Source organism: Bradyrhizobium sp. WCU1, assembly GCF_053474805.1.
In genome coordinates, this window is record NZ_CM130280.1 from 5,499,498 (window position 1) to 5,517,762 (window position 18,265).

The window sequence follows — 18,265 nt, forward strand, 5'->3', positions numbered from 1 at the left end:
GCGCGATCTTCTCGATCGCCTGGGTTGCCGCCGCGGTTCTGTTCAGCCGGCACGCCGGCATCGCCGCGTTCCTGCTCGTGATCTACCCGGCATGGGACGCAACCGCCAATCTGGCTGATGCGCGGGTCAACGGCGGGTTGATCGCCAACCCATCTCAAGCGTTGAATGTCGCGGTCAGTGCAATCACGGCGCTCGCCGTGATTGCGGCGATCGGCCGCGACACCTATGCCGTTCTGGCGGTGTTCGGGGTTTGGGCGATCCTCGCGGGTGTGCTGCAACTCGCCACCGGCGTCAGGCGCTGGCGTCAGGTTGGCGCGCAATGGGCGATGATCCTGAGCGGCGCGCAGTCGGCGCTTGCCGGCGGCTACATGATCAGCCGATCGATCGGCACCGTAGCGCCGACGATTCTCGACGTCGCTCCCTATGCGGGCTTCGGGGCGTTCTATTTCCTGCTTTCGGCGATCTGGCTCGTTGCCAGGGCGCAACGCAGCGCGCGTGCGTAGGCGTTGCCCGGCATCACCGGCGAGCGCACGTCGACGTCAGCGCGATCGCTATTTTCTTTCCGGTGCCGTCGCCGCGGAGGCGGGCGTCGAAGCGGCGAGCAGCGGCATCGTCGGCGTGGTCTCGCCGGCATCCTCGTCGAGGAATTGCTCGACGCCGGCCTGGATCGACGACTTTGCGCTGTCGGGGCCGCGGTCGCTGAGGTCGTTGTGGTGGAATTGGGTCCGGACCACCTTGATGCCGAGCCTGGCGCAGGTCTCGTCGTCAGGTACGACGCCCGGATCGGCCTTGAACACCGGATCCCTGGAACGGAACGACAGGATCTTGATCTTGCTGTCGGTGATGAAGGGAACGCGCAGATTGTCCAGCGTCACGACCTTCTTGACCAGGTCGGGATGCTGCTTGGCGAAGAACATCGAGATGTCGCCGCCGTTCGAGTGACCGATCAGCGTCAGCGCGCGATAGTTTGCGTTCGGATACAGCTTCTTCAGCTCGTCGATCGCATACATGATGTTGAAGACGCCGCGATTATATTGCATGCGACGGCCGACATATTCCTCGCCGACCTTGGTCACCATCGGGGCGTCGGAGTCGAGGTCGTGCTGAATGCTGACCACGAGGTAGCCGCGCGAGGCGAACACGTTGGTGAGGAACGAGTACTCGGTGTTCTTGACGGTGTTGCCGTGGCTGAGGATCGCGACCGGCAGCTCGATCATCTCGGCCATGGCCTGCATCTGCCGGTCGCGACGGACCGCGACTTCGACCGTGACGTTGCGGTCGTCGCGCAGCACGTCGTGGAACGTCAGCGTCGCGTGACGGATCGCCCATCTGTCCGTCGTGAAATAGCCGGCCATCGCCACGATGCACAGGCAAAGGACAACGAAGCCCCGTTTCATTTCCGACCTCTGATACTGCCTTCGTGACGCGCGCCTCTCGCTCTGATTTCAGCGGGCATTCCGCGTGAATCGGCCTTCCGAGGCCAGGCGGGCGACGATTGCCGCCGAATATCGGGCTAATCTTACAATCAGATGACGGCGCGACGACGGGCCACGGGGCACGGCCGCACGGGCCTTTCCAGGCCTTCACAAGCGGGTGAGGGGGCCTCGGGAACCGACGGCGCAGGGTGACGGCGCCACCGACGGATCAGGGGCCGGTCTCAGTCCTGATAGCTGTTGCCGTAGAAATCGCGCTGCCGCGGATAGTTCGGCCGCGGCTGATAGTAGACCTGTGGCGCCGGCGCGTAGCCCTGGTTGCCGTAGTATTGCTGCTGGCCATAGGCCTGCGCGCCGTAGGCACGGCGCGCCGACGGCGGCGCCGGGTAGCGCTGGGCGGTCGAGCTGCCGTCGGCCGGATAGATGTAACCGTCGTCGACGCGAGCCTGCGCCGGATATTCGCGCGGCTGCGGGGTCAGGACGACGGGGTCGCCGGCGGCGGCAGTGCCATACTGCTCGTCTTGCTGCGGCGCGCGGCGGGCGACCGCGGTGCCGTTGCGCCCGCGCGGATTGCGCGCCAGCGCGACCTGGGACGAGCCGGTCAGCGTCACCGTGGTGTTGAGCACACCTTCTTTCTGGACCAGCGCGTAGAGCGTCGAGGCGTTGTCGCGCGACAGCCGCACGCAGCCGTGCGAGGCCGGCGTGCCGAGACGGCTCACTGAATCGGTGCCGTGAATCGCGTGGCCGATCTTGGTGAAGAAGATCGAGTGCGGCATCGGCGCGTCGTCGAATTCCTTGGAGTAGTGATCCTCTTCCATCCGGAAGGCGCGGAAGGTGCCGTTCGGCGTTTCGCGCGAGGGTATGCCGCTTGAGACCGGCCAGTGATAGCGCGCGACGCCATCGACCGCGACGGTCATCTGCTGGTTGTCCTTGTCAATGGTGATATCGACCTTGGCCTGCGCGGCGCCGGCGGTGACCAGCATTACGGACGTAAACGCAATGAGGAACGAACGCATTTTATTACCTTGGCCTCCAGGCCTGTCGCAGCAGCGGCTCTCCGTCCCCGGCAACCAATATGCACGGAATCCGAACTTGGTTCCAGTCGCGGACTTCGCGCATCGTTAATCCCGCGCGCGGCGCAAACAAGGCCGAAGCCGGGCGGGCCCGTCACGACGTGCTGACTTTTTCGCGAGCAGGGTGCGACGACAGCCCCGATGAACCGCCGAACGCAACCATTTGGCCGCATGGGCGTTTCACAATCCCGCCCCGACGACGCATTCGCGTCGCACTTTAAGGAACCCAGATGAACAACAGCAAAGTTAAGACCGCGGCCGTCCACCCAGCGGGCCTCTCCGCGCGGCTCCTGCTTGCAGCCGCTGGCCTCGCTTTGACGCTGGCCGCTGTCCCCCATGCGGGCCATGCCCAGGGCATCGTCCGCGGGGCCCACGAGGGCGCCTACGAGGGCAACCGGGTCGCCGGTCCGGTGGGCGGCGTGGTTGGCGGCGCCGTCGGCGCCGGCGTCGGTGGCGCCATGGGCGCGGTCAAGGGCGTGTTCGGCATCCCGGATCGCGGCTACCGCCGCGGCCATCGCTGCCGCGGCTATTACCGCCACGGCCATTTCCATTGCTATTGAGCTGGTGCGTAGCCCGGATGGAGCGCAAGCGAAATCCGGGGCCTCTGGTGCCAAACCGCGAGGCTGTCCCGGATTGCGCTGCGCTTCATCCGGGCTACGGGTCTCAGTTCTTCAGCCGATATCCGGTCCTGAAGATCCAGGCCACGATCACCATGCAGGCGATCAGGAACGCTGCGGTCATGCCGAGGCTCAGCCCGACGCTGACATCGGCGATCTCGTAGAAACTCCAGCGGAAGCCGGAGATCAGATAGACCACCGGGTTGAACAGCGTGATGGTGCGCCAGCCCGACGGCAGCATGTTCACCGAGTAGAAGCTGCCGCCGAGGAAGGTCAGCGGCGTCACCACCAGCATCGGGATCATCTGCAGCTTCTCGAAGCCGTCGGCCCAGATGCCGATGATGAAGCCGAACAGGCTGAAGGTGACCGCGGTCAGCACCAGGAATGTCAGCATCCAGACCGGATGCTGGATATGCAGCGGTACGAACAGTCCGGCGGTCGCCAGGATGATCAGGCCGAGAATGATCGACTTGGTGGCGGCCGCGCCGACATAGCCGATCACGATCTCGAAATACGAGATCGGCGCCGACAGGATCTCGTAGATTGTGCCGGCGAATTTCGGGAAGTAGATGCCGAACGAGGCGTTGGAGATGCTCTGTGTCAGCACCGACAGCATCACGAGGCCGGGCACGATGAAGGTGCCGTAGCTGACGCCCTCGACCTCGGTGATGCGCGAGCCGATCGCAGCGCCGAACACCACGAAATACAGCGAGGTCGAGACCACGGGCGAGACGATGCTCTGCAGCAGCGTGCGCCAGGTGCGCGCCATTTCGAACAGATAGATCGCCCGGATCGCGCGATAGTTCATGGCGCCCTCACGATGCTGACGAAGATGTCTTCGAGGGAGCTCTGCCTGGTGTCGAGGTCGGAGATGCGGATGCCGGCGTTGCGGAGATCGTTGAGCAGGCTGGTGATCCCGGTGCGATCGCCCTTGGTGTCGTAGTCGTAGGTCACTGCGTGGCCGTCGTCGGACAGTTCGAGATTGTAGGCGGCGAGCGCCGGCGGAATGGCGTCGAGCTTGTTCTGCAATTGCAGCGTCAGCTCCTTCTTGCCGAGCTTCTGCATCAAGGTCGCCTTGTCCTCGATCAGGATGATCTCGCCCTTGTTGATGACGCCGATGCGGTCGGCCATCTCCTCGGCTTCCTCGATGTAGTGCGTGGTCAGGATGATGGTGACGCCGGACGCCTGCAGCGTGCGGACCACCTCCCACATGCCCTTGCGCAACTCGACGTCGACGCCTGCGGTCGGCTCGTCGAGGAACAGGATCTGCGGCTCGTGCGACAGCGCCTTCGCGATCATCACGCGGCGCTTCATGCCGCCGGACAGCGTGATGATCTTGTTGTCCTTCTTGTCCCACAGCGACAGGTCGCGCAGCACCTTCTCGATATGAGCGGGGTTCTTCGGCTTGCCGAACAGGCCGCGGCTGAAGCTGACGGTCGCCCATACCGATTCGAACGCGTCGGTGTGCAGTTCCTGTGGAACCAGCCCGATCATCGACCTTGCCGCGCGATAATCCCTGATGATGTCGTGGCCGCCGATCCTGATCGTGCCCTGGCTCGGATTGGCGATGCCGCAGATGATGCTGATCAGCGTGGTCTTGCCGGCGCCGTTCGGCCCGAGCAGCGCGAAGATCTCGCCGCGGTTGATATCGAGATTGATGCCCTTCAGCGCCTTGAAGCCGGAGCCGTAGGTCTTCGAGAGATTGGAAACGGAGATGATCGGCGACATGAAAGCGTCGGAGGCGTGAGGGAGGGATGGCCGACGCGGATCGGGGCCGGCGGGGCGGAGTGAGGGTCAAGCGCAGATAGGGACGTATAATCCGTTCTGCAATCACCCGGCCGGACAGAAAATTCGTGCTGTGGTGTGGCGGAAAAGTCGCCTCAACGCTTCTTCATTGATTTCGGCGGCTTCTTGGCCGCCGCCGCCGGGGCTGGGTGCGCGGCGGGCTCGTCAGCGACCTTCGCGACCAGCATGATCTGCACCTGGTTGTTGACTGGCGCATTGATGCGGGTGGGATCGAGCAACTGCTCTTCGCCAAGCCCGACCGATTGCAGGCGCTTGGGCGCGATCTTGAAGGTGTTGACCAGAATGTCGCGGATCGCGTCGGCCCGCCGCTGGCTCAGGATCACGTTGTTCTCGCGCCGGCCGGTCGATTCGATGTGACCGACGATCAGGAAGGTGTACGGCAATAGCGAGGCGTGCGTCAGCGCATCGGCGATACGCCCGACGGTCTGATAGGAATTCGGCAGCACGATCGGCGTGTCGACGTCGAACTGGATGTCGGCATTGAATGCCGGCAGGTTGTTCAGGTCGGGGGCGATCGGTGGCCGCTTCGACGGCGGCGGCTCGTTCTTCGAACGCGAGCGTGATCGTTCGAGCACCTGCTGGCGCAGCGCGGGAACGTCGATCTCGGCAGCCGTCTCGAAATGATCCAGCTTGGCGATGACGTCATCGCGCGTGATCGCGGTCTGCGCATGCGCGAGCGGCATCGCCAGCAAGACCAGCGTGCCGAGCAGGCCGAGATCGCGCAGGCCTCGGCGCATCACTGATACCCCGCGTCATTGATCGCCTGGGCGCAATTGCGGCTGAGGCCCTTGGCGGCGACCAGGCAGGGCACCGATTTGCTGGTCTCCTTGGTCGAGCCGCCGCACACCTTGACGATCTCGCGGGTGCAGGCATTGGCAACCGTCACGCGCGCCGCGATCCGCTTCTGGATCGCATCGAGGGTGGAGAAGTAGCTCTCCTTGCAGGTCGGCGAGATCACGTCGCGGTTGCGCGACAGGCATTCCTTAAGGCGGTTGGAGTCGAGGTTGACGCCGCGGCAGTTGGCGGTGATGTCTGCGCCGCAGGCCTTGGCGAGTGCGGCTGCCGAATCGCCAAAGCTGAGCGTCTCCGCGACCGCCAGCGACGGCGCAGTGAGCGCGACGACAAAAAGGAAAAACCCACCCCGGACCATGGGGCCATCTCAACCCGTGAATTCAACTGGGGTCAAGGGCTACGAACAGAGAAGGCCGTTCTGTCACGCCCGCTCCACAAAGCTGTCGACCACCTTCTTCTCGCCGGCCTTTTCGAAGGCGATGGTCAGCTTGTTGCCGTCGATCTTCACCACATGGCCGTAGCCGAATTTCTGGTGAAACACCCGATCGTCCAGCGAAAATTCCGACGTCGTGCCGGTGGACTTCGCCACCAGCTCGCCCTCGATCACCATTGGGCCGCGCTTGGTGCGGCTGAAGCTATCAGACGAAAAAGATGATTGCCGCTCCTCGAAGCCGCCGCCACGGCCCCCGCCACCGCGGCCGCGGTTGGCCTGGGCGCGCTGCCAGCCCGGGGTGGAATAGCTCGAGCCGAATGATTCGAGGTTGTCGAAGCGCGAGGCGCCGTAGCCACCGCTGCCGCCCCAGCCCGATCCACCCTTGGATTCGGTGATCTCGACATTGTGCGCCGGCAGCTCGTCGAGGAAGCGGGAAGGGATCGTGGTCGACCAGGTGCCATGGATGCGGCGGTTGGTGGCGAAATAGATTTTTGCGCGGCGGCGGGCGCGGGTCAGCCCGACATGGGCGAGGCGGCGCTCTTCCTCGAGCCCGGCGCGGCCCTGTTCGTCCAGCGTGCGCTGACTCGGGAACAGGCCCTCCTCCCAGCCCGGCAGGAACACGTTGTCGAATTCGAGGCCCTTGGCCGAATGCAGCGTCATCAGCGACACCGCCTCGTCGCCGGCCTCGCCGTCGCGGTCCATCACCAGCGAGATATGTTCGAGAAACCCTTGCAGGTTCTCGAATTCCTCCATCGAGCGCACCAGTTCCTTGAGGTTGTCGAGCCGGCCCGCGGCGTCCGCCGAGCGGTCCTTCTGCCACATCTCGGTGTAGCCGCTCTCGTCGAGCACGATCTCGGCGAGCTCGGTGTGCGAGGTGACCTCGCGCTGGGCGCGCCAGCGGTCGAACTGCATGACGAGGCCGCGCAGCGAGCCCCGCGCCTTCGGCTTCAGCTCGTCGGTCTCGACCACGGCGCGCGCCGCCTCGAACAGCGGAATCCGGCGCTTGCGGGCATGGTCATGCAGCAGCTGCACGGTGGCGTCGCCGAGGCCGCGCTTCGGCACGTTGACGATGCGCTCAAAGGCGAGATCGTCGGCCGGCGAATTGATGGTGCGCAAATACGCCAGCGCGTCGCGGATTTCGGCGCGCTCATAGAATCTGGGGCCGCCGATCACGCGGTAGGGCAGGCCGAGCGTGACGAAGCGGTCCTCGAACTCGCGCATCTGGAACGAGGCGCGGACCAGGATGGCAACGTCGTTGAGGTTCTCGCCGGCGCGCTGCAGCTCCTCGAGCTCCTCGCCGATCGCCCGCGCTTCCTCTTCCGAATCCCAGGAGCCGGTGACGGTGACCTTCTCGCCGTCGACGTCCTCGGTGCGCAGCGTCTTGCCGAGCCGGCCTTCATTGTGCGCGATCAGATGCGAGGCCGCGGCGAGGATGTGGCCGGTCGAGCGGTAGTTGCGCTCGAGCCGGATCACCTTGGCGCCGGGGAAATCGTGCTCGAAGCGCAGGATGTTGTCGACCTCGGCGCCGCGCCAGCCATAGATCGACTGATCGTCGTCGCCGACGCAGCAGATGTTGCGCGGCGGTGCGGACGGCGGAGCCGGCGCCGGTTGCGCGGTGGCGTCTTCCTTCGCCGGTTCAGCATCGGTCGCGCCGGGAATGATTGCCGAGATCGGAAGACCCTGCCGCGCAGGCGCCTGCGACAGCAGCCGCAGCCACAGATATTGCGCGACGTTGGTGTCCTGATATTCGTCGACCAGGATGAACTTGAAGCGGTTCTGGTACTGTCGCAGCACGTCGGGGTTCTCGCGGAACAGCCGGATGTTCTCGAGCAGCAGGTCGCCGAAATCGGCGGCGTTGAGGATCTTCAGCCGCTCCTGATAGGTCGCGTAGATCTTGCCGCCCTTGCCGTTGCCGAACGAGGCGGCCTCGCCCGCCGGCACCTGCGACGGCGACAACCCGCGATTCTTCCAGCTGTCGATCAGCCCGGCCAGCATCCGCGCCGGCCAGCGCTTGTCGTCGATGTTCTCGGCCTGCAGCAATTGCTTCAAGAGCCGCACCTGGTCGTCGACGTCGAGCACGGTGAAATTGGATTTGAGCTGCACCAGCTCGGCATGGATGCGCAGGATGCGGCCGCCGATCGAGTGGAAGGTGCCGAGCCACGGCATGCCCTCGACCGCCTGGCCGAGCATCTGGCCGAGCCGCAGCTTCATCTCGCGCGCCGCCTTGTTGGTGAAGGTGACCGACAGGATTTCCTGCGGGCGCGCGCGGCCCTGGCTCAGGATATGCGCGATGCGCGTGGTCAACACGCGCGTCTTGCCGGTGCCGGCGCCGGCGAGCACCAATACGGGACCGTCGAGCGTCTCGACCGCCTCGCGCTGCTCGGGGTTGAGGCCGTTGAGATATTGCGGACCGGCGGCCGCCCGCGCACGCGCGGCGATGCCGCCAGCCGCAGGCTGGTGCTCGGGAACGCCGTGATGGGGCAATTTGCTCGGCTCGGTCATTGGCGAATCGTCTCGGCCCCACGATGGCACCGTGGGACGGTGAAGGGGAGCTTTCTTAGCAGGGATTGAAGGCCATATAGGGCCTGATCGGCCGTTTTGACAGGTTTTATCCCCGACGGCAGTCACGGTTTTGGCAGCAGTCCAGTGTGAGCTTGGTTCCTGAAATCGGCGAAAATTTCGCGGTTTCACCCTCAGGAACCAGCGTTCCGCTGCCGATTTGTTTCCTCAAGCTATGGCGCCGGGCGAAAGGCGGCGCGAGGAAACCAAGCAGAGGTTTGATCATGCTGAGCTGGGTCGTCACATTCCTGGTCATCGCCCTGATCGCGGGCATCTTGGGCTTCGGCGGCATCGCCGGCGCCTCGATCGAAATCGCCAAGGCGATCTTCTTCATCGCCATCATCCTTTTCCTGGTGTCGGCGGTGGTCGGATTGGCGCGCGGCCGCACGCGAGTGTAGCCAAGGCTGGCTATTTTCTCGAGGGCATCGCCACGTTGCGGCCGATGCCCTCGGGGTGCGGCACGCCGGCATAGCTGTCCACGATCGCCTTGACGCGGGCGCGGATGTCAGGCGGAAATGCCGCTACCTTGCGCGCCTCCATGTCGATGTGCAGCGTGAGGTTTTCCGAGGTCGCCGACAGCCAGCCCTCGGTGGCATGGCGCAGCTCCTCGAATGTGTGCAGCCGTTTTTCGTCGGCGCCGAGCAGGAAGACCGAAACCTGCACGGGATCGCCGAGATGGATTTCCCGCAAGTAGCGCACGTGGCATTCGGCGGTGAAGGTCGAGCAGTGCCGTGCCTTCATGTAGACCGGCCCGATGCCGAGTTGCAGCCACATCTCGTCGATGGCGCGGTCGAACATCACATTGTAATAGGCCATGTTGAGATGGCCGTTATAGTCGATCCATTGCGGCTCGATCTGCATCACGGACGATCTGAACGGGGCTGGTGGAAGCGGCATCTCGCTCGTGGCAGTCTCTGACGTCATCTTCCATCCCCGGTTCGTTGCCTTGCGAGCATGAGCTTTTCTGTGACTCCGGCGGCCACTTTTTCAAGTCAGGCTCTCTTGACCCCTTATACAAGCTTTGCCACGGTCGGCTAAAGCCGGGAGGAAATTTGACGTGGCGACAACGATTTCGAGCAATGTGACGCGACCTGAACCTGAGGCCCTGAAGCGCGCGATCGATGCGCTGGCGGCGCGGTTCGGCAACCGGCTCGTCACGTCGCAGGCGGTGCGCGAGCAGCACGCCCATACCACCACGTGGCTGCCGAACCAGCCGCCGGACGCGGTCGTGATGGCGCAGGAAACCGCCGACATCCAGGACGTGGTGCGGATCTGCGCCGCCAATCGCGTGCCGGTGATCGCGTTCGGCACCGGAACCTCGCTCGAAGGCCAGGTCAACGCGCCGGCGGGCGGCGTCTGCATCGATCTGCGCGACATGAACAAGGTGCTCGAGGTGCATGCCGAGGACCTCGACTGCGTGATCCAGCCCGGCGTGACGCGGAAGGCGCTGAACGAGCATCTGCGCGACCAGGGCCTGTTCTTCCCGATCGATCCCGGCGCCGATGCCTCGCTCGGCGGCATGACCTCGACCCGTGCCTCCGGCACCAACGCGGTGCGCTACGGCACCATGCGCGAGAACGTGCTGGCGCTGAAGGTGGTGCGCGGCGACGGCGAGATCATCACGACCGGCACCCGCGCCAAGAAGTCGTCGGCCGGCTATGATCTCACGCATCTGTTCGTCGGCGCCGAGGGCACGCTCGGCATCATCTCGGAACTGACCATCCGCCTGCGCGGCATTCCCGACACGATCGCGGCCGCCGCGTGTTCGTTCGAGACCGTACGCGGCGCCTGCCAGGCCACGATCCTCGCGATCCAGACCGGCATCCCGGTCGCCCGGATCGAGTTGCTCAACGCCGCGCAGGTGAAGGCCTGCAACAGCTACTCGAAGCTGTCGCTGCCCGAGACGCCGCTGCTGCTGCTCGAATTCCACGGCAGCGAGGTCGAGGTTGCCGAGCAGTCGAAGAATTTCCGCGACATCGCCGCGGAATGCGGTGGTGGCGACTTCACCTGGACCACCAAGCCGGAGGACCGCACCAGACTGTGGCAGGCCCGGCATGACGCCTACTGGTCCGTCAAGGCGCTGCGCCCCGGCGACAGCATCGGCGTCGTCGCCACCGACGTCTGCGTGCCGATCTCGCGGCTGGCCGATTGCGTCACCGAGACCGAAGAGGATTTGAAGCGGCTCAATCTGCTGTCGCCGATCGTCGGCCATGTCGGCGACGGCAATTTCCACTGCTCGATGCTCTGCGACGTCAACGACACGGGCGAGATGGCGCGCGGTGAGGAGTTCATGCATCGGCTGGTCGAACGTGCGCAGGCGATGGGCGGCACCTGCACCGGCGAGCACGGCATCGGGCAGGGCAAGCAGAAATATCTGAAGGCCGAGCTCGGTCCCGAGGCGCTCGATGCGATGCGGGCGCTGAAGCTCGCGCTCGATCCGCAAAACATTTTCAATCCCGGAAAGATCGTTCCTGCGGCGTGAGGCGTCGTCACGCCGCAGAGGATTCGTCAGCGTCCGTGTGCGGAACTTTTTTGCCCCGCGTGTGACGCAGTGTAAACTTGGCTTCTTGCTTCGCACGTCTATTTCGCGGAGCGGGCGGCGCGGTGTGGCTCTAGCGCCATAGCTCGCCGCTTGCTCGGCATCGCGCAGACTCCGCCATTCACAGGTTGCACCAGGGCCAGTTATGCTTGCCGCGCTTTCGAGGCACGGCAATGTGGTTGTTCAACAAGGTCAAGCGCACGGATATCTGGGACGATCCCGTCGCCCAGCCGCTCGGCGACATTGAGGCTGCGCAGCGGATCCGTGCGATCTGCCACATGCGGCCGGCTGCGCCGAGGCGATCGGCTCGCCCGGCAAGCGTTCACCAAAGCAGCGGCAGATCGAGCGCGATCGCTATGAGCGCGCCGCCAAGGTCGCGATGGAGACCGCGATGAAGATCTCCGACGAACTGGTGCGGGACTCCGCGGTGCGCGAGATCGTTGGTCTGTGCATGAAGGCCAACAACATCAAGACGGGACGAGCGCTGTTCCGTGCCATCCACGCGGGCTCGATCAAGGCGGAGCTGCTGAAGGAGCATCCGACGCTGCAGAGTGAGCAGGCTTGAGTCGCTCGACCCGAGCGGAAATCGGGCTCGATCGGTCTTGCAGCACGTCCGGCGCGCCTCTCCCGGGGGGCCTTGTCGAAATATCGAAAACAACCCCATGCAAAGCAGTCGGCGGCGGCCGGCGTTCGACCAAACGACGTTCGATCAAGCCACTTGACACGTCGGGCAACTCACGGATACTTTTCCAATATTCCGAAATCAGCGGCCTGAAGCCCGGACGGTGCGGAGCTCAATTCGGGCTACGACGTCATCAAATCTACGTCTGCCCGCCCAGCGCACGCACCGCCTCGTCGACGCTGTGGAAGACGTGGTCCCGTTGCAGCACCTCATAGAGATCGAAGCGCTCGAACGCGTCCTGCGCCCGGGTGGATTCCAGCCGTGCCACGGCCACCGTCACACCGTCATCACGGCATTCGCGAAACAGATCGCGCAGCGCCTGCGCCGCGGTGAAGTCGATCTCGACCATGCCGCTGGCCTCGATCACCAGCAGCCGCGGCTTTTGTGCCGCCGCGCCGATGGTCTTGAGCACGCCGCTGTAGAAGCCTTCAGCGTTGAGGAACGACAGCGGTGCCTGCAGGCCGACGACCGCGATGCCTGCCTTGCGCTCGCCTGACGTGTGCGGGCCCGTCGGCCACCAGATCGTGGTGCCGGGGACGTGGACGAATTCCACCAGCCGGCCCTGCGTCGTGGTCCAGATGCCGTGCAACAGCGATAGCGCGATGCCGACTGCGACGCCTTGCTCGATCGGCAGCACGATGATCGCGGCGGCCGTCGCCACCACCAGCAGGAATTCGTAGAACGACTGGCTGAAGATCAAGACGATCTGCGCCACGCGGATGATGCGCAGCGCCACGAACAGCAGCACGCCGCCGAGCGCGGCGTCCGGCACGTGCTGCAGCAGCGTTGCCCCGAAGGCGAGCAGTGCGAGCACGATGGCCGCGGCAAACAGCCCTGACAGCTGCGTGCGACCGCCGGTTTCGGACACGATGCCGGTCCGCGGCGGACTGGCATTGACCGGAAACGCGCCGAACAGTCCAGCCAGAACACTGCCGGCACCGGCGCCGAGGAAGTCGCGATCGACGTCGGCCGGCTTGTCCGGATCGGATAGAAACGAGCGCGTCGTCGCCGCAGTCTGCACCATCACGACGACGGCGATCAGGATCGCGAGCGACAGCAGCTTGATCCATCGCTCCGGTGCGATGTCCGGAAATGACGGCTTGGGCAGCGTGCCCGGCACGGTGCCGACCACCTTGACGCCCTTGCTTTCGAGATGGCCGGCGACGACAGCGATGGTGGCGACGACAAGCCCGATCAGCGCACCCGGAATCCGCGCGCTGATCTTCTCCGATCCGGCGACCAGCGCTAGCACGCCGAGCCCGATCGCCAGCGTGTAGACATTGGTCTGGTCGATCTTCCCGGCGAGCACTCCGAGCTTGTAGAGCGTCGGCCCGTCCGGCGTGGTCAGGCCGAGCACGCCGGGCAGTTGCGAGACCAGGATGTGGACGGATATGCCGGCGAGGAAGCCGACCATCACCGGCGTCGAGAGCAGATTGGCAATCCAGCCGAGCTTGAACAGGCTGCCGGCGATCATGATCACGCCGACCAGCAGCGCCAGCGCCGTCGCGAACGCCTGATAGTCGGGCGAACCTGCTGTCGCCATCAGCGCCAGTCCGCCGGCGAAGATCGGCGTGATCGTGGAGTCTGCGCCGCAGGACAGGAAGCGGTTGGCGCCGAACATCGCAAAGCCGAGCGAGCCCGCCATGAAGGCGAAGAAGCCGATCTGCGGCGAGAACCCGCCGAGCCGCGCAGTCGCCATCTGTTCCGGGATCGCGATCGCGGCCAGCGTCAGCCCGGCGATCAGGTCGCCGGGCAGGTCGCTCGGTTTGAACGCCCTGAGCGAACGGAAGATCGGCCAATGGGCGGATGTCGGATCAGCTTCGGGCATCGGTCTCCCACGCGGGCTGCGGCGATTCGCGATAGTCCGCCATCGCGCTGCCAAAAGCCAGCGGAGTTGGGCCGTGTGCTGCCGCGACGAACAGCGGCTAGTGCGGACGCGCTTCTGTAATTGCCTTTCGGATCGCCGCCAGCGGCGCGCCGTCGTCGAATGTGACGCCGTTGCCCTGCAGCGTGACGCCGAGATCGCGCCACAGGGCGGCGAGGTCGGGTGTCACCGGCTTTGATCCCCATGCGCTGTGCAGCCGTTCCAGCACGTCGACGCCGACGGCCTTGTCGGCGGTCGCGAGCACCCGCCCGATCGGCCAGTCCTTTTCGTGATTGCCGCCGGCGGCGAGCACGCCGCGCATGGCATCCTGCAGCCCGAATTTGTTGCCGGTGCGTTTGCGGATCTCGACGTCGGCGAACAGGCAGAACATCGCGCCGCCCCAGTATTTGCGGCCCCAGGTGTCGGTATTGTCGAGGCCCTGGTCACCGGCCTGCGGCAGGCCCTTGGGCATGTCGCGCATCATTGCCTGCCAGATCTCCTGCGCGGTGAGGTCGCCGGCCTGCACGCGGGCGACCGGTTCGACATAGACCGCGAGCCCCTCCGAGAGCCAGGCATAGCGGTCGTCGAGGTCGGGCAGCGCGGTGTGCACCATCTCGTGCACGATCACCCAGTCGCGCTTGAGGTCGTCGGCGCCGGCGTCGCGGCCGATCGGCAAGCGGATCGCGGCGCCGCGATAGCCCCACGTGGTGCCGCCGCGAACCCGCGAACCGTCGACCGGCACGATCAGCAGTCGCAACGAGCTGACGGGAAACCGGCCGTAATAGATCGAGACCGCGCGGGCGGACGCCCTGACCCAGTCGAATATCCTGTCCTTCGGCAGCGCCATATCGCCGGGCGCAAAGGCGACGTGGATGGTGCCGCCGGGCACATCGAGATCGGTCTTCGGCAGCCGGTCGAAGGCGTCGTAAGGCATGCCCTCGCCGCGCATGAACTCGGACTGTGCCTTGATATGACAGGACGCGATGCCGATGAGGATCGCAGCGATAAGCATCGCCCCGGCGATCACGCGATATGTCGAGATGCCGTTCATCGCGACGTGCCGGGCTGCGGTCGCATGGCGTTCTTGCCAAGCGCCACGGACACCTGCTCGTCGAGATCGTCGAGAATGGCCGCGAGCAGCGCCGCGCCCTTGGCTGGTGTCGCGAGCGTCGGATCGCCGTAGCTGCCGGACCGGCTGTAATTCGGCGAATTGCCGTCCGATGGCGTCAGGCGGCCGGGCACCTCCTGCCGCAGCACCGGGCTGGCTTCGGCGCGTTCCGGCTCGACCAGGTCCGGCGCCAGCGCGAGCATCAGGGACGTCTCCAATTCGTCGGCATGGCTGCCATGGCGTTGCTCGGCGATCTGCCCGGCGACGCGGCTGAAGCGCGGGCCCTGGTAGAGCCGCAGATGCGTCACCCTGGCCGGGTCGAAGCGCGCCAGCGCGCGTTCGACCGGAGCCAGTGTGCTGATTCCGGTGTCGAGCACGAACAATGTGCCGATACCGCCGTCGAGGATGCCTGCAGCGATCTCGTGCACCACGGCTTCGAATGTCGAGGCCGACAGGCTGGCGCTGCCGGCATATTCGACGAAAGCGGGGTAGTAGCCGTAGGTGACGGTAGGCCAGATCAGCGCATCGATGCGTTCGGCCAGTTGCGCCGCGAACCACTCGGCCTGCACCCGATCGGTGTTGAGCGGCAGATGAAAACCGTGCTGCTTGGCGGCGGCACCGATCGGCAGGATCGCCGGTCGACCAGCCGCAATGTGCCGCGCGACCTTGTCCCAGCTGAGGCGTTCGATGAATTGGCTGACGATGTCGGCGCTCATGCCGCGCCCCTATTCGCGAATGGATGCCGCCGTCAGCAGTCCCGCCGTGATCCAGCCGTGCAGATAGCCGGCGCCGCGCGCCGCGGCGTTATCGGGATCGTCATAGGTCGCGAGCATCTCGCAGAGCACGCCGAACGGAATGCCGGCGGAGGCTTCGTCCCACATCATCGCTTCCTCGGTCGGCAGCTCGCGGAACATCGGCGTGGCGTCCTGCCGCCAGATCAGGACGCGCGCAGGCCCGGCTAGCGTCTCCACTTCGGGCGGCGCCTCATCGTTCTTCAATGCCATCCAGAGCGCGACGGCATTGGTCGACAGGTCGATCCGGGCAGCGCTCGGATGCGGTTGGAACACCAGGTCGTTCCACGTCTCGGGCGCGAAGCCGGCCATGGCCTCCAGAGCAAGCACGGCGCCCTCGGCGGCGTCGAACGCGTCGTTCAAAGCCTTCTCCAGCGCGGCAAGGTCGGCGAGCACGGGATGGTTGCTGTACGGCTCCGTGGACTTCAGGAAGCCCGGCAGCCCTTGCGAGAACCAACGGAGGTTCGGATGCTCGGACGGCCTTGCCTTGACGTAGGCATGGCCCATGTCGTCGAACATCTCGTCGCCGAGAAAGCGATGCAGCAGCTCGTGATCATTGCGCATCGCCTCCACCAGCCGCGAGCCATAGGCGTAGCGGTAAACACCGAGCAGCGTCTCGCGATTCTCCCGCGGGCTGTCGAGGATTTCGGACAAGACGCTCCCGTCATCGGTCAGGATGGCGCGCTGAAAGTCGCTCTGCTGGCGCGCGAATTCGCTCATTGCGCCGGCGCTCTCGCGGGCAGGATTTGCTCCGCGATCTCGCGGGTCCGCTTGACCTCGAGCAGCAATTCGTCGAGCGGCGGGATGTTGTCGTCGCGTTCGATCATGGTCGAGACGTGCCCGAACCGCTTCAAGGCTGCAACATAGAGGTCCCAGACATCCTCGCACACCGGATGGTCGTGCGTATCGATGATGTGCGTCCCCATATGGCTGTGGCCGGCCATGTGGAATTGCACTACGCGATCGGGTGGAATGCCGTTGAGGAAGGCCATCGGGTCGTAGCCATGGTTGAAGGCGCTGACATAGACATTGTTGATGTCGAACAGCAGCCAGCAGCCGGAGCGGCGCGACAGCTCGGAGAGGAATTCCCACTCCGTCATCTCGGAATTGTTGAACTGCACATAGGTCGAGACATTCTCGAGCACGATGGCGCGGCCGAGGAAATCCTGCACCAGCTGCACGCGGCTCACGACATGATCGAGCGCTTCCCGCGTGTAGGGGATCGGCAGCAGATCGTGCAGGTTCTTGCCGTGCACACCGGTCCAGCACAGATGGTCCGACAGCCATTTCGGCTGGACGCGCCGTGCGAGGTCCTTCAGGCCCTGCAGATAGTCGAAGTTGGGTGGCGCGGTCGAGGCGATCGACAATGAAACCCCGTGCATCACCACGGGATAGCGCTCGCAGATCCGGTCGAGGATGCGCAGCGGCTGGCCGCCCGGCAACATGTAGTTTTCGCTGATCACCTCGAACCAGTCGATCGGCGGATCGCCGTTGAGGATCTCGTCATAATGCTGCGCGCGCAGGCCGAGGCCGAAGCCGAGGAAGGGCGGCTTGGCCGATTGCAGCGGGCGCTCTGCGAGCACCGACTTGTCCGGTGATCGGCTCGCAACGTTCATGGCCGCTCCGCGCTTCCGGCGCCGGGATCGTGGCGCCCAACTTCAGAAAACTATCATGGAAACGAGGCCCGGCCTACACCGGGCCCCCGCGTGGTCTGATCCGTTCACCCGGCCTTGAACTTGCCCTTCGCCGCGGTGCAGTCGGCCTTCGTCATCTCCGCAAAGCCCTGACCCTTGCAGGCGTTCTGACCCTTGCAAGCGTGATTGCCGCCCTTGCAGGCACTCTGGCCCTTGCATGCATTGGCGCCAACGCATTTGCCTTCGCTGGCAGCGTAGGACTGCGTCGACACCACGGCTCCGGCCAGGAAAAGCGTCGCAGCGGCGGCGGCAAGCGTGGCACCCGACTTGGTTGTAAGCTTCATGTGCGTCTCCTTGTGCAAGATGGTTGAAGGTGCGCCGCCTGCGGACCGTGTGAGTTGGCCGAAGGCTGCACCCAAAGATAGCTACGGATATGGTCCGCTTTGGTTACCCATGCTGGAATCATTAATCCGCGTCGTGCGGTGGAAAGGCCCGGCGCAGTCGCCGGGCCCTCTTGGGACGATGCGATCAGCCCTTGACGAACTTGCCGCCCATCGCGTTGCACTGCTTTTCGGAGCTCAGCGAGAAGCCGGTGCCCTTGCAGGCGTTCAGGCCCTTGCAGGAGTTGGCGCCGCCCTTGCAGGCGCTCTGGCCCTTGCAGGCATTGCCGGCCATGCACTTGCCCGTGGCGGCATTTGCGGCCGTCGAGGTGGTCGAAACCACGGAGCCGGCGAGGAACAGGGTGGCCGCGGCGACGGCAAGCGTTGCGCCGGACTTCGAACTCAACTTCATGACGATCTCCTCGATGATTGTTTGAAAACAATGAACGTGGCGCCGTGAGCATCCGACGATCGTTCGATCCCGGACCGCACAACGGATGGACATTCGGAGAACAATCAGATCGCAGGGGCGTCCGCGGCGCGGTGCTTCCCGC

20 protein-coding genes are annotated in these 18,265 nt (G+C 65.1%); 5 read left to right on the forward strand and 15 right to left on the reverse strand.

The window, feature by feature from the left end; all coding sequences use genetic code 11:
* Positions 1 to 5: 5 nt before the first annotated feature.
* Complete coding sequence (locus tag ACTUWL_RS25370) at positions 6 to 503, forward strand: DUF308 domain-containing protein (protein WP_106940285.1); 498 nt, start codon at positions 6 to 8, stop codon at positions 501 to 503.
* 48 nt (positions 504 to 551) lie between these two features.
* Here the strand turns inward: ACTUWL_RS25370 and ACTUWL_RS25375 are convergent, their stop codons facing one another.
* Positions 552 to 1,397, reverse strand: coding sequence for an alpha/beta hydrolase (locus ACTUWL_RS25375; protein WP_021077217.1), 846 nt, complete (start codon positions 1,395 to 1,397; stop codon positions 552 to 554).
* Between the two features lie 260 nt (positions 1,398 to 1,657).
* Positions 1,658 to 2,449 carry a L,D-transpeptidase gene (locus ACTUWL_RS25380; protein ID WP_021077216.1) on the reverse strand — a complete coding sequence of 264 codons (792 nt, stop codon included), beginning with the start codon at positions 2,447 to 2,449 and terminating at the stop codon, positions 1,658 to 1,660.
* 287 nt (positions 2,450 to 2,736) lie between these two features.
* Between ACTUWL_RS25380 and ACTUWL_RS25385 the strand changes: the two genes are divergently transcribed.
* A complete protein-coding gene (locus tag ACTUWL_RS25385) occupies positions 2,737 to 3,066 on the forward strand; it encodes a hypothetical protein (RefSeq protein WP_021077215.1) in 330 nt (109 codons plus the stop codon).
* A 103-nt stretch (positions 3,067 to 3,169) separates the two neighbouring features.
* Here ACTUWL_RS25385 and ACTUWL_RS25390 read toward each other — a convergent pair whose 3' ends face one another.
* From ACTUWL_RS25390 to ACTUWL_RS25410, 5 genes are all read right to left on the reverse strand, one after another.
* Positions 3,170 to 3,931 (reverse strand): ABC transporter permease, encoded by a 762-nt coding sequence (locus ACTUWL_RS25390; protein ID WP_021077214.1) that lies wholly within the window; start codon positions 3,929 to 3,931, stop codon positions 3,170 to 3,172.
* Positions 3,928 to 4,851: an ABC transporter ATP-binding protein gene (locus ACTUWL_RS25395; RefSeq protein WP_021077213.1), complete on the reverse strand. Its 924-nt coding sequence runs from the start codon at positions 4,849 to 4,851 to the stop codon at positions 3,928 to 3,930. Before ACTUWL_RS25395 ends, ACTUWL_RS25390 begins: the two co-directional genes overlap by 4 nt.
* Positions 4,852 to 5,003: 152 nt before the next feature.
* Positions 5,004 to 5,666: an OmpA family protein gene (locus ACTUWL_RS25400; protein WP_021077212.1), complete on the reverse strand. Its 663-nt coding sequence runs from the start codon at positions 5,664 to 5,666 to the stop codon at positions 5,004 to 5,006.
* Entirely contained in the window at positions 5,666 to 6,079 is a 414-nt protein-coding gene (locus tag ACTUWL_RS25405; RefSeq protein WP_021077211.1) for a hypothetical protein, read from the reverse strand. The genes ACTUWL_RS25400 and ACTUWL_RS25405 overlap by 1 nt, the downstream gene beginning before the upstream one ends.
* A 63-nt stretch (positions 6,080 to 6,142) precedes the next feature.
* On the reverse strand, positions 6,143 to 8,656 hold the full coding sequence (locus tag ACTUWL_RS25410) for an ATP-dependent helicase (protein WP_021077210.1): 2,514 nt from the start codon (positions 8,654 to 8,656) through the stop codon (positions 6,143 to 6,145).
* A gap of 281 nt (positions 8,657 to 8,937) precedes the next feature.
* Between ACTUWL_RS25410 and ACTUWL_RS25415 the strand changes: the two genes are divergently transcribed.
* Positions 8,938 to 9,111, forward strand: a complete 174-nt coding sequence (locus ACTUWL_RS25415) for a DUF1328 domain-containing protein (RefSeq protein ID WP_021077209.1) — start codon at positions 8,938 to 8,940, stop codon at positions 9,109 to 9,111.
* 10 nt (positions 9,112 to 9,121) lie between these two features.
* Here ACTUWL_RS25415 and ACTUWL_RS25420 read toward each other — a convergent pair whose 3' ends face one another.
* On the reverse strand, positions 9,122 to 9,637 hold the full coding sequence (locus ACTUWL_RS25420) for a thioesterase family protein (protein ID WP_021077208.1): 516 nt from the start codon (positions 9,635 to 9,637) through the stop codon (positions 9,122 to 9,124).
* 133 nt (positions 9,638 to 9,770) lie between these two features.
* Between ACTUWL_RS25420 and ACTUWL_RS25425 the strand changes: the two genes are divergently transcribed.
* Complete coding sequence (locus ACTUWL_RS25425; protein WP_021077207.1) at positions 9,771 to 11,195, forward strand: FAD-binding oxidoreductase; 1,425 nt, start codon at positions 9,771 to 9,773, stop codon at positions 11,193 to 11,195.
* 448 nt (positions 11,196 to 11,643) lie between these two features.
* Positions 11,644 to 11,817 carry a hypothetical protein gene (locus ACTUWL_RS25430; protein ID WP_021077206.1) on the forward strand — a complete coding sequence of 58 codons (174 nt, stop codon included), beginning with the start codon at positions 11,644 to 11,646 and terminating at the stop codon, positions 11,815 to 11,817.
* Between the two features lie 256 nt (positions 11,818 to 12,073).
* On the opposite strand, the gene ACTUWL_RS25435 is transcribed toward ACTUWL_RS25430, so the two are convergent.
* The 7 genes from ACTUWL_RS25435 to bufA2 (ACTUWL_RS25465) form a co-directional block, all read right to left on the reverse strand.
* Positions 12,074 to 13,762 (reverse strand): SulP family inorganic anion transporter, encoded by a 1,689-nt coding sequence (locus ACTUWL_RS25435; protein WP_021077205.1) that lies wholly within the window; start codon positions 13,760 to 13,762, stop codon positions 12,074 to 12,076.
* A 97-nt stretch (positions 13,763 to 13,859) separates the two neighbouring features.
* Complete coding sequence (locus tag ACTUWL_RS25440) at positions 13,860 to 14,849, reverse strand: 50S ribosomal protein L27 (protein WP_021077204.1); 990 nt, start codon at positions 14,847 to 14,849, stop codon at positions 13,860 to 13,862.
* The gene (locus tag ACTUWL_RS25445; protein ID WP_021077203.1) at positions 14,846 to 15,622 is read right to left on the reverse strand and encodes a creatininase family protein; all 777 of its coding nucleotides are present in this window, start codon (positions 15,620 to 15,622) and stop codon (positions 14,846 to 14,848) included. The genes ACTUWL_RS25440 and ACTUWL_RS25445 overlap by 4 nt, the downstream gene beginning before the upstream one ends.
* A 9-nt stretch (positions 15,623 to 15,631) precedes the next feature.
* The gene (locus ACTUWL_RS25450; RefSeq protein ID WP_021077202.1) at positions 15,632 to 16,417 is read right to left on the reverse strand and encodes an HvfC/BufC N-terminal domain-containing protein; all 786 of its coding nucleotides are present in this window, start codon (positions 16,415 to 16,417) and stop codon (positions 15,632 to 15,634) included.
* Entirely contained in the window at positions 16,414 to 17,313 is a 900-nt protein-coding gene (gene bufB, locus ACTUWL_RS25455) for an MNIO family bufferin maturase (protein ID WP_021077201.1), read from the reverse strand. The genes ACTUWL_RS25450 and bufB overlap by 4 nt, the downstream gene beginning before the upstream one ends.
* A gap of 104 nt (positions 17,314 to 17,417) precedes the next feature.
* A complete protein-coding gene (gene bufA2 / locus ACTUWL_RS25460) occupies positions 17,418 to 17,675 on the reverse strand; it encodes a BufA2 family periplasmic bufferin-type metallophore (RefSeq protein WP_021077200.1) in 258 nt (85 codons plus the stop codon).
* Positions 17,676 to 17,859: 184 nt separating this feature from the next.
* On the reverse strand, positions 17,860 to 18,123 hold the full coding sequence (gene bufA2 / locus ACTUWL_RS25465) for a BufA2 family periplasmic bufferin-type metallophore (RefSeq protein WP_021077199.1): 264 nt from the start codon (positions 18,121 to 18,123) through the stop codon (positions 17,860 to 17,862).
* Positions 18,124 to 18,265: the final 142 nt, after the last annotated feature.

Coding starts and splice junctions, on each gene's coding strand:
- ACTUWL_RS25395 (WP_021077213.1), bottom strand. CDS start 4,851: ATGTCGCCGATCATCTCCGTTTCCAATCTCTCGAAGACCTACGGCTCC.
- bufA2 (WP_021077200.1), bottom strand. CDS start 17,675: ATGAAGCTTACAACCAAGTCGGGTGCCACGCTTGCCGCCGCCGCTGCG.
- ACTUWL_RS25390 (WP_021077214.1), bottom strand. CDS start 3,931: ATGAACTATCGCGCGATCCGGGCGATCTATCTGTTCGAAATGGCGCGC.
- ACTUWL_RS25415 (WP_021077209.1), top strand. CDS start 8,938: ATGCTGAGCTGGGTCGTCACATTCCTGGTCATCGCCCTGATCGCGGGC.
- bufA2 (WP_021077199.1), bottom strand. CDS start 18,123: ATGAAGTTGAGTTCGAAGTCCGGCGCAACGCTTGCCGTCGCCGCGGCC.
- bufB (WP_021077201.1), bottom strand. CDS start 17,313: ATGAACGTTGCGAGCCGATCACCGGACAAGTCGGTGCTCGCAGAGCGC.
- ACTUWL_RS25440 (WP_021077204.1), bottom strand. CDS start 14,849: ATGAACGGCATCTCGACATATCGCGTGATCGCCGGGGCGATGCTTATC.
- ACTUWL_RS25430 (WP_021077206.1), top strand. CDS start 11,644: ATGAAGATCTCCGACGAACTGGTGCGGGACTCCGCGGTGCGCGAGATC.
- ACTUWL_RS25380 (WP_021077216.1), bottom strand. CDS start 2,449: ATGCGTTCGTTCCTCATTGCGTTTACGTCCGTAATGCTGGTCACCGCC.
- ACTUWL_RS25385 (WP_021077215.1), top strand. CDS start 2,737: ATGAACAACAGCAAAGTTAAGACCGCGGCCGTCCACCCAGCGGGCCTC.
- ACTUWL_RS25405 (WP_021077211.1), bottom strand. CDS start 6,079: ATGGTCCGGGGTGGGTTTTTCCTTTTTGTCGTCGCGCTCACTGCGCCG.
- ACTUWL_RS25420 (WP_021077208.1), bottom strand. CDS start 9,637: ATGACGTCAGAGACTGCCACGAGCGAGATGCCGCTTCCACCAGCCCCG.
- ACTUWL_RS25445 (WP_021077203.1), bottom strand. CDS start 15,622: ATGAGCGCCGACATCGTCAGCCAATTCATCGAACGCCTCAGCTGGGAC.
- ACTUWL_RS25410 (WP_021077210.1), bottom strand. CDS start 8,656: ATGACCGAGCCGAGCAAATTGCCCCATCACGGCGTTCCCGAGCACCAG.
- ACTUWL_RS25450 (WP_021077202.1), bottom strand. CDS start 16,417: ATGAGCGAATTCGCGCGCCAGCAGAGCGACTTTCAGCGCGCCATCCTG.
- ACTUWL_RS25375 (WP_021077217.1), bottom strand. CDS start 1,397: ATGAAACGGGGCTTCGTTGTCCTTTGCCTGTGCATCGTGGCGATGGCC.
- ACTUWL_RS25400 (WP_021077212.1), bottom strand. CDS start 5,666: ATGCGCCGAGGCCTGCGCGATCTCGGCCTGCTCGGCACGCTGGTCTTG.
- ACTUWL_RS25435 (WP_021077205.1), bottom strand. CDS start 13,762: ATGCCCGAAGCTGATCCGACATCCGCCCATTGGCCGATCTTCCGTTCG.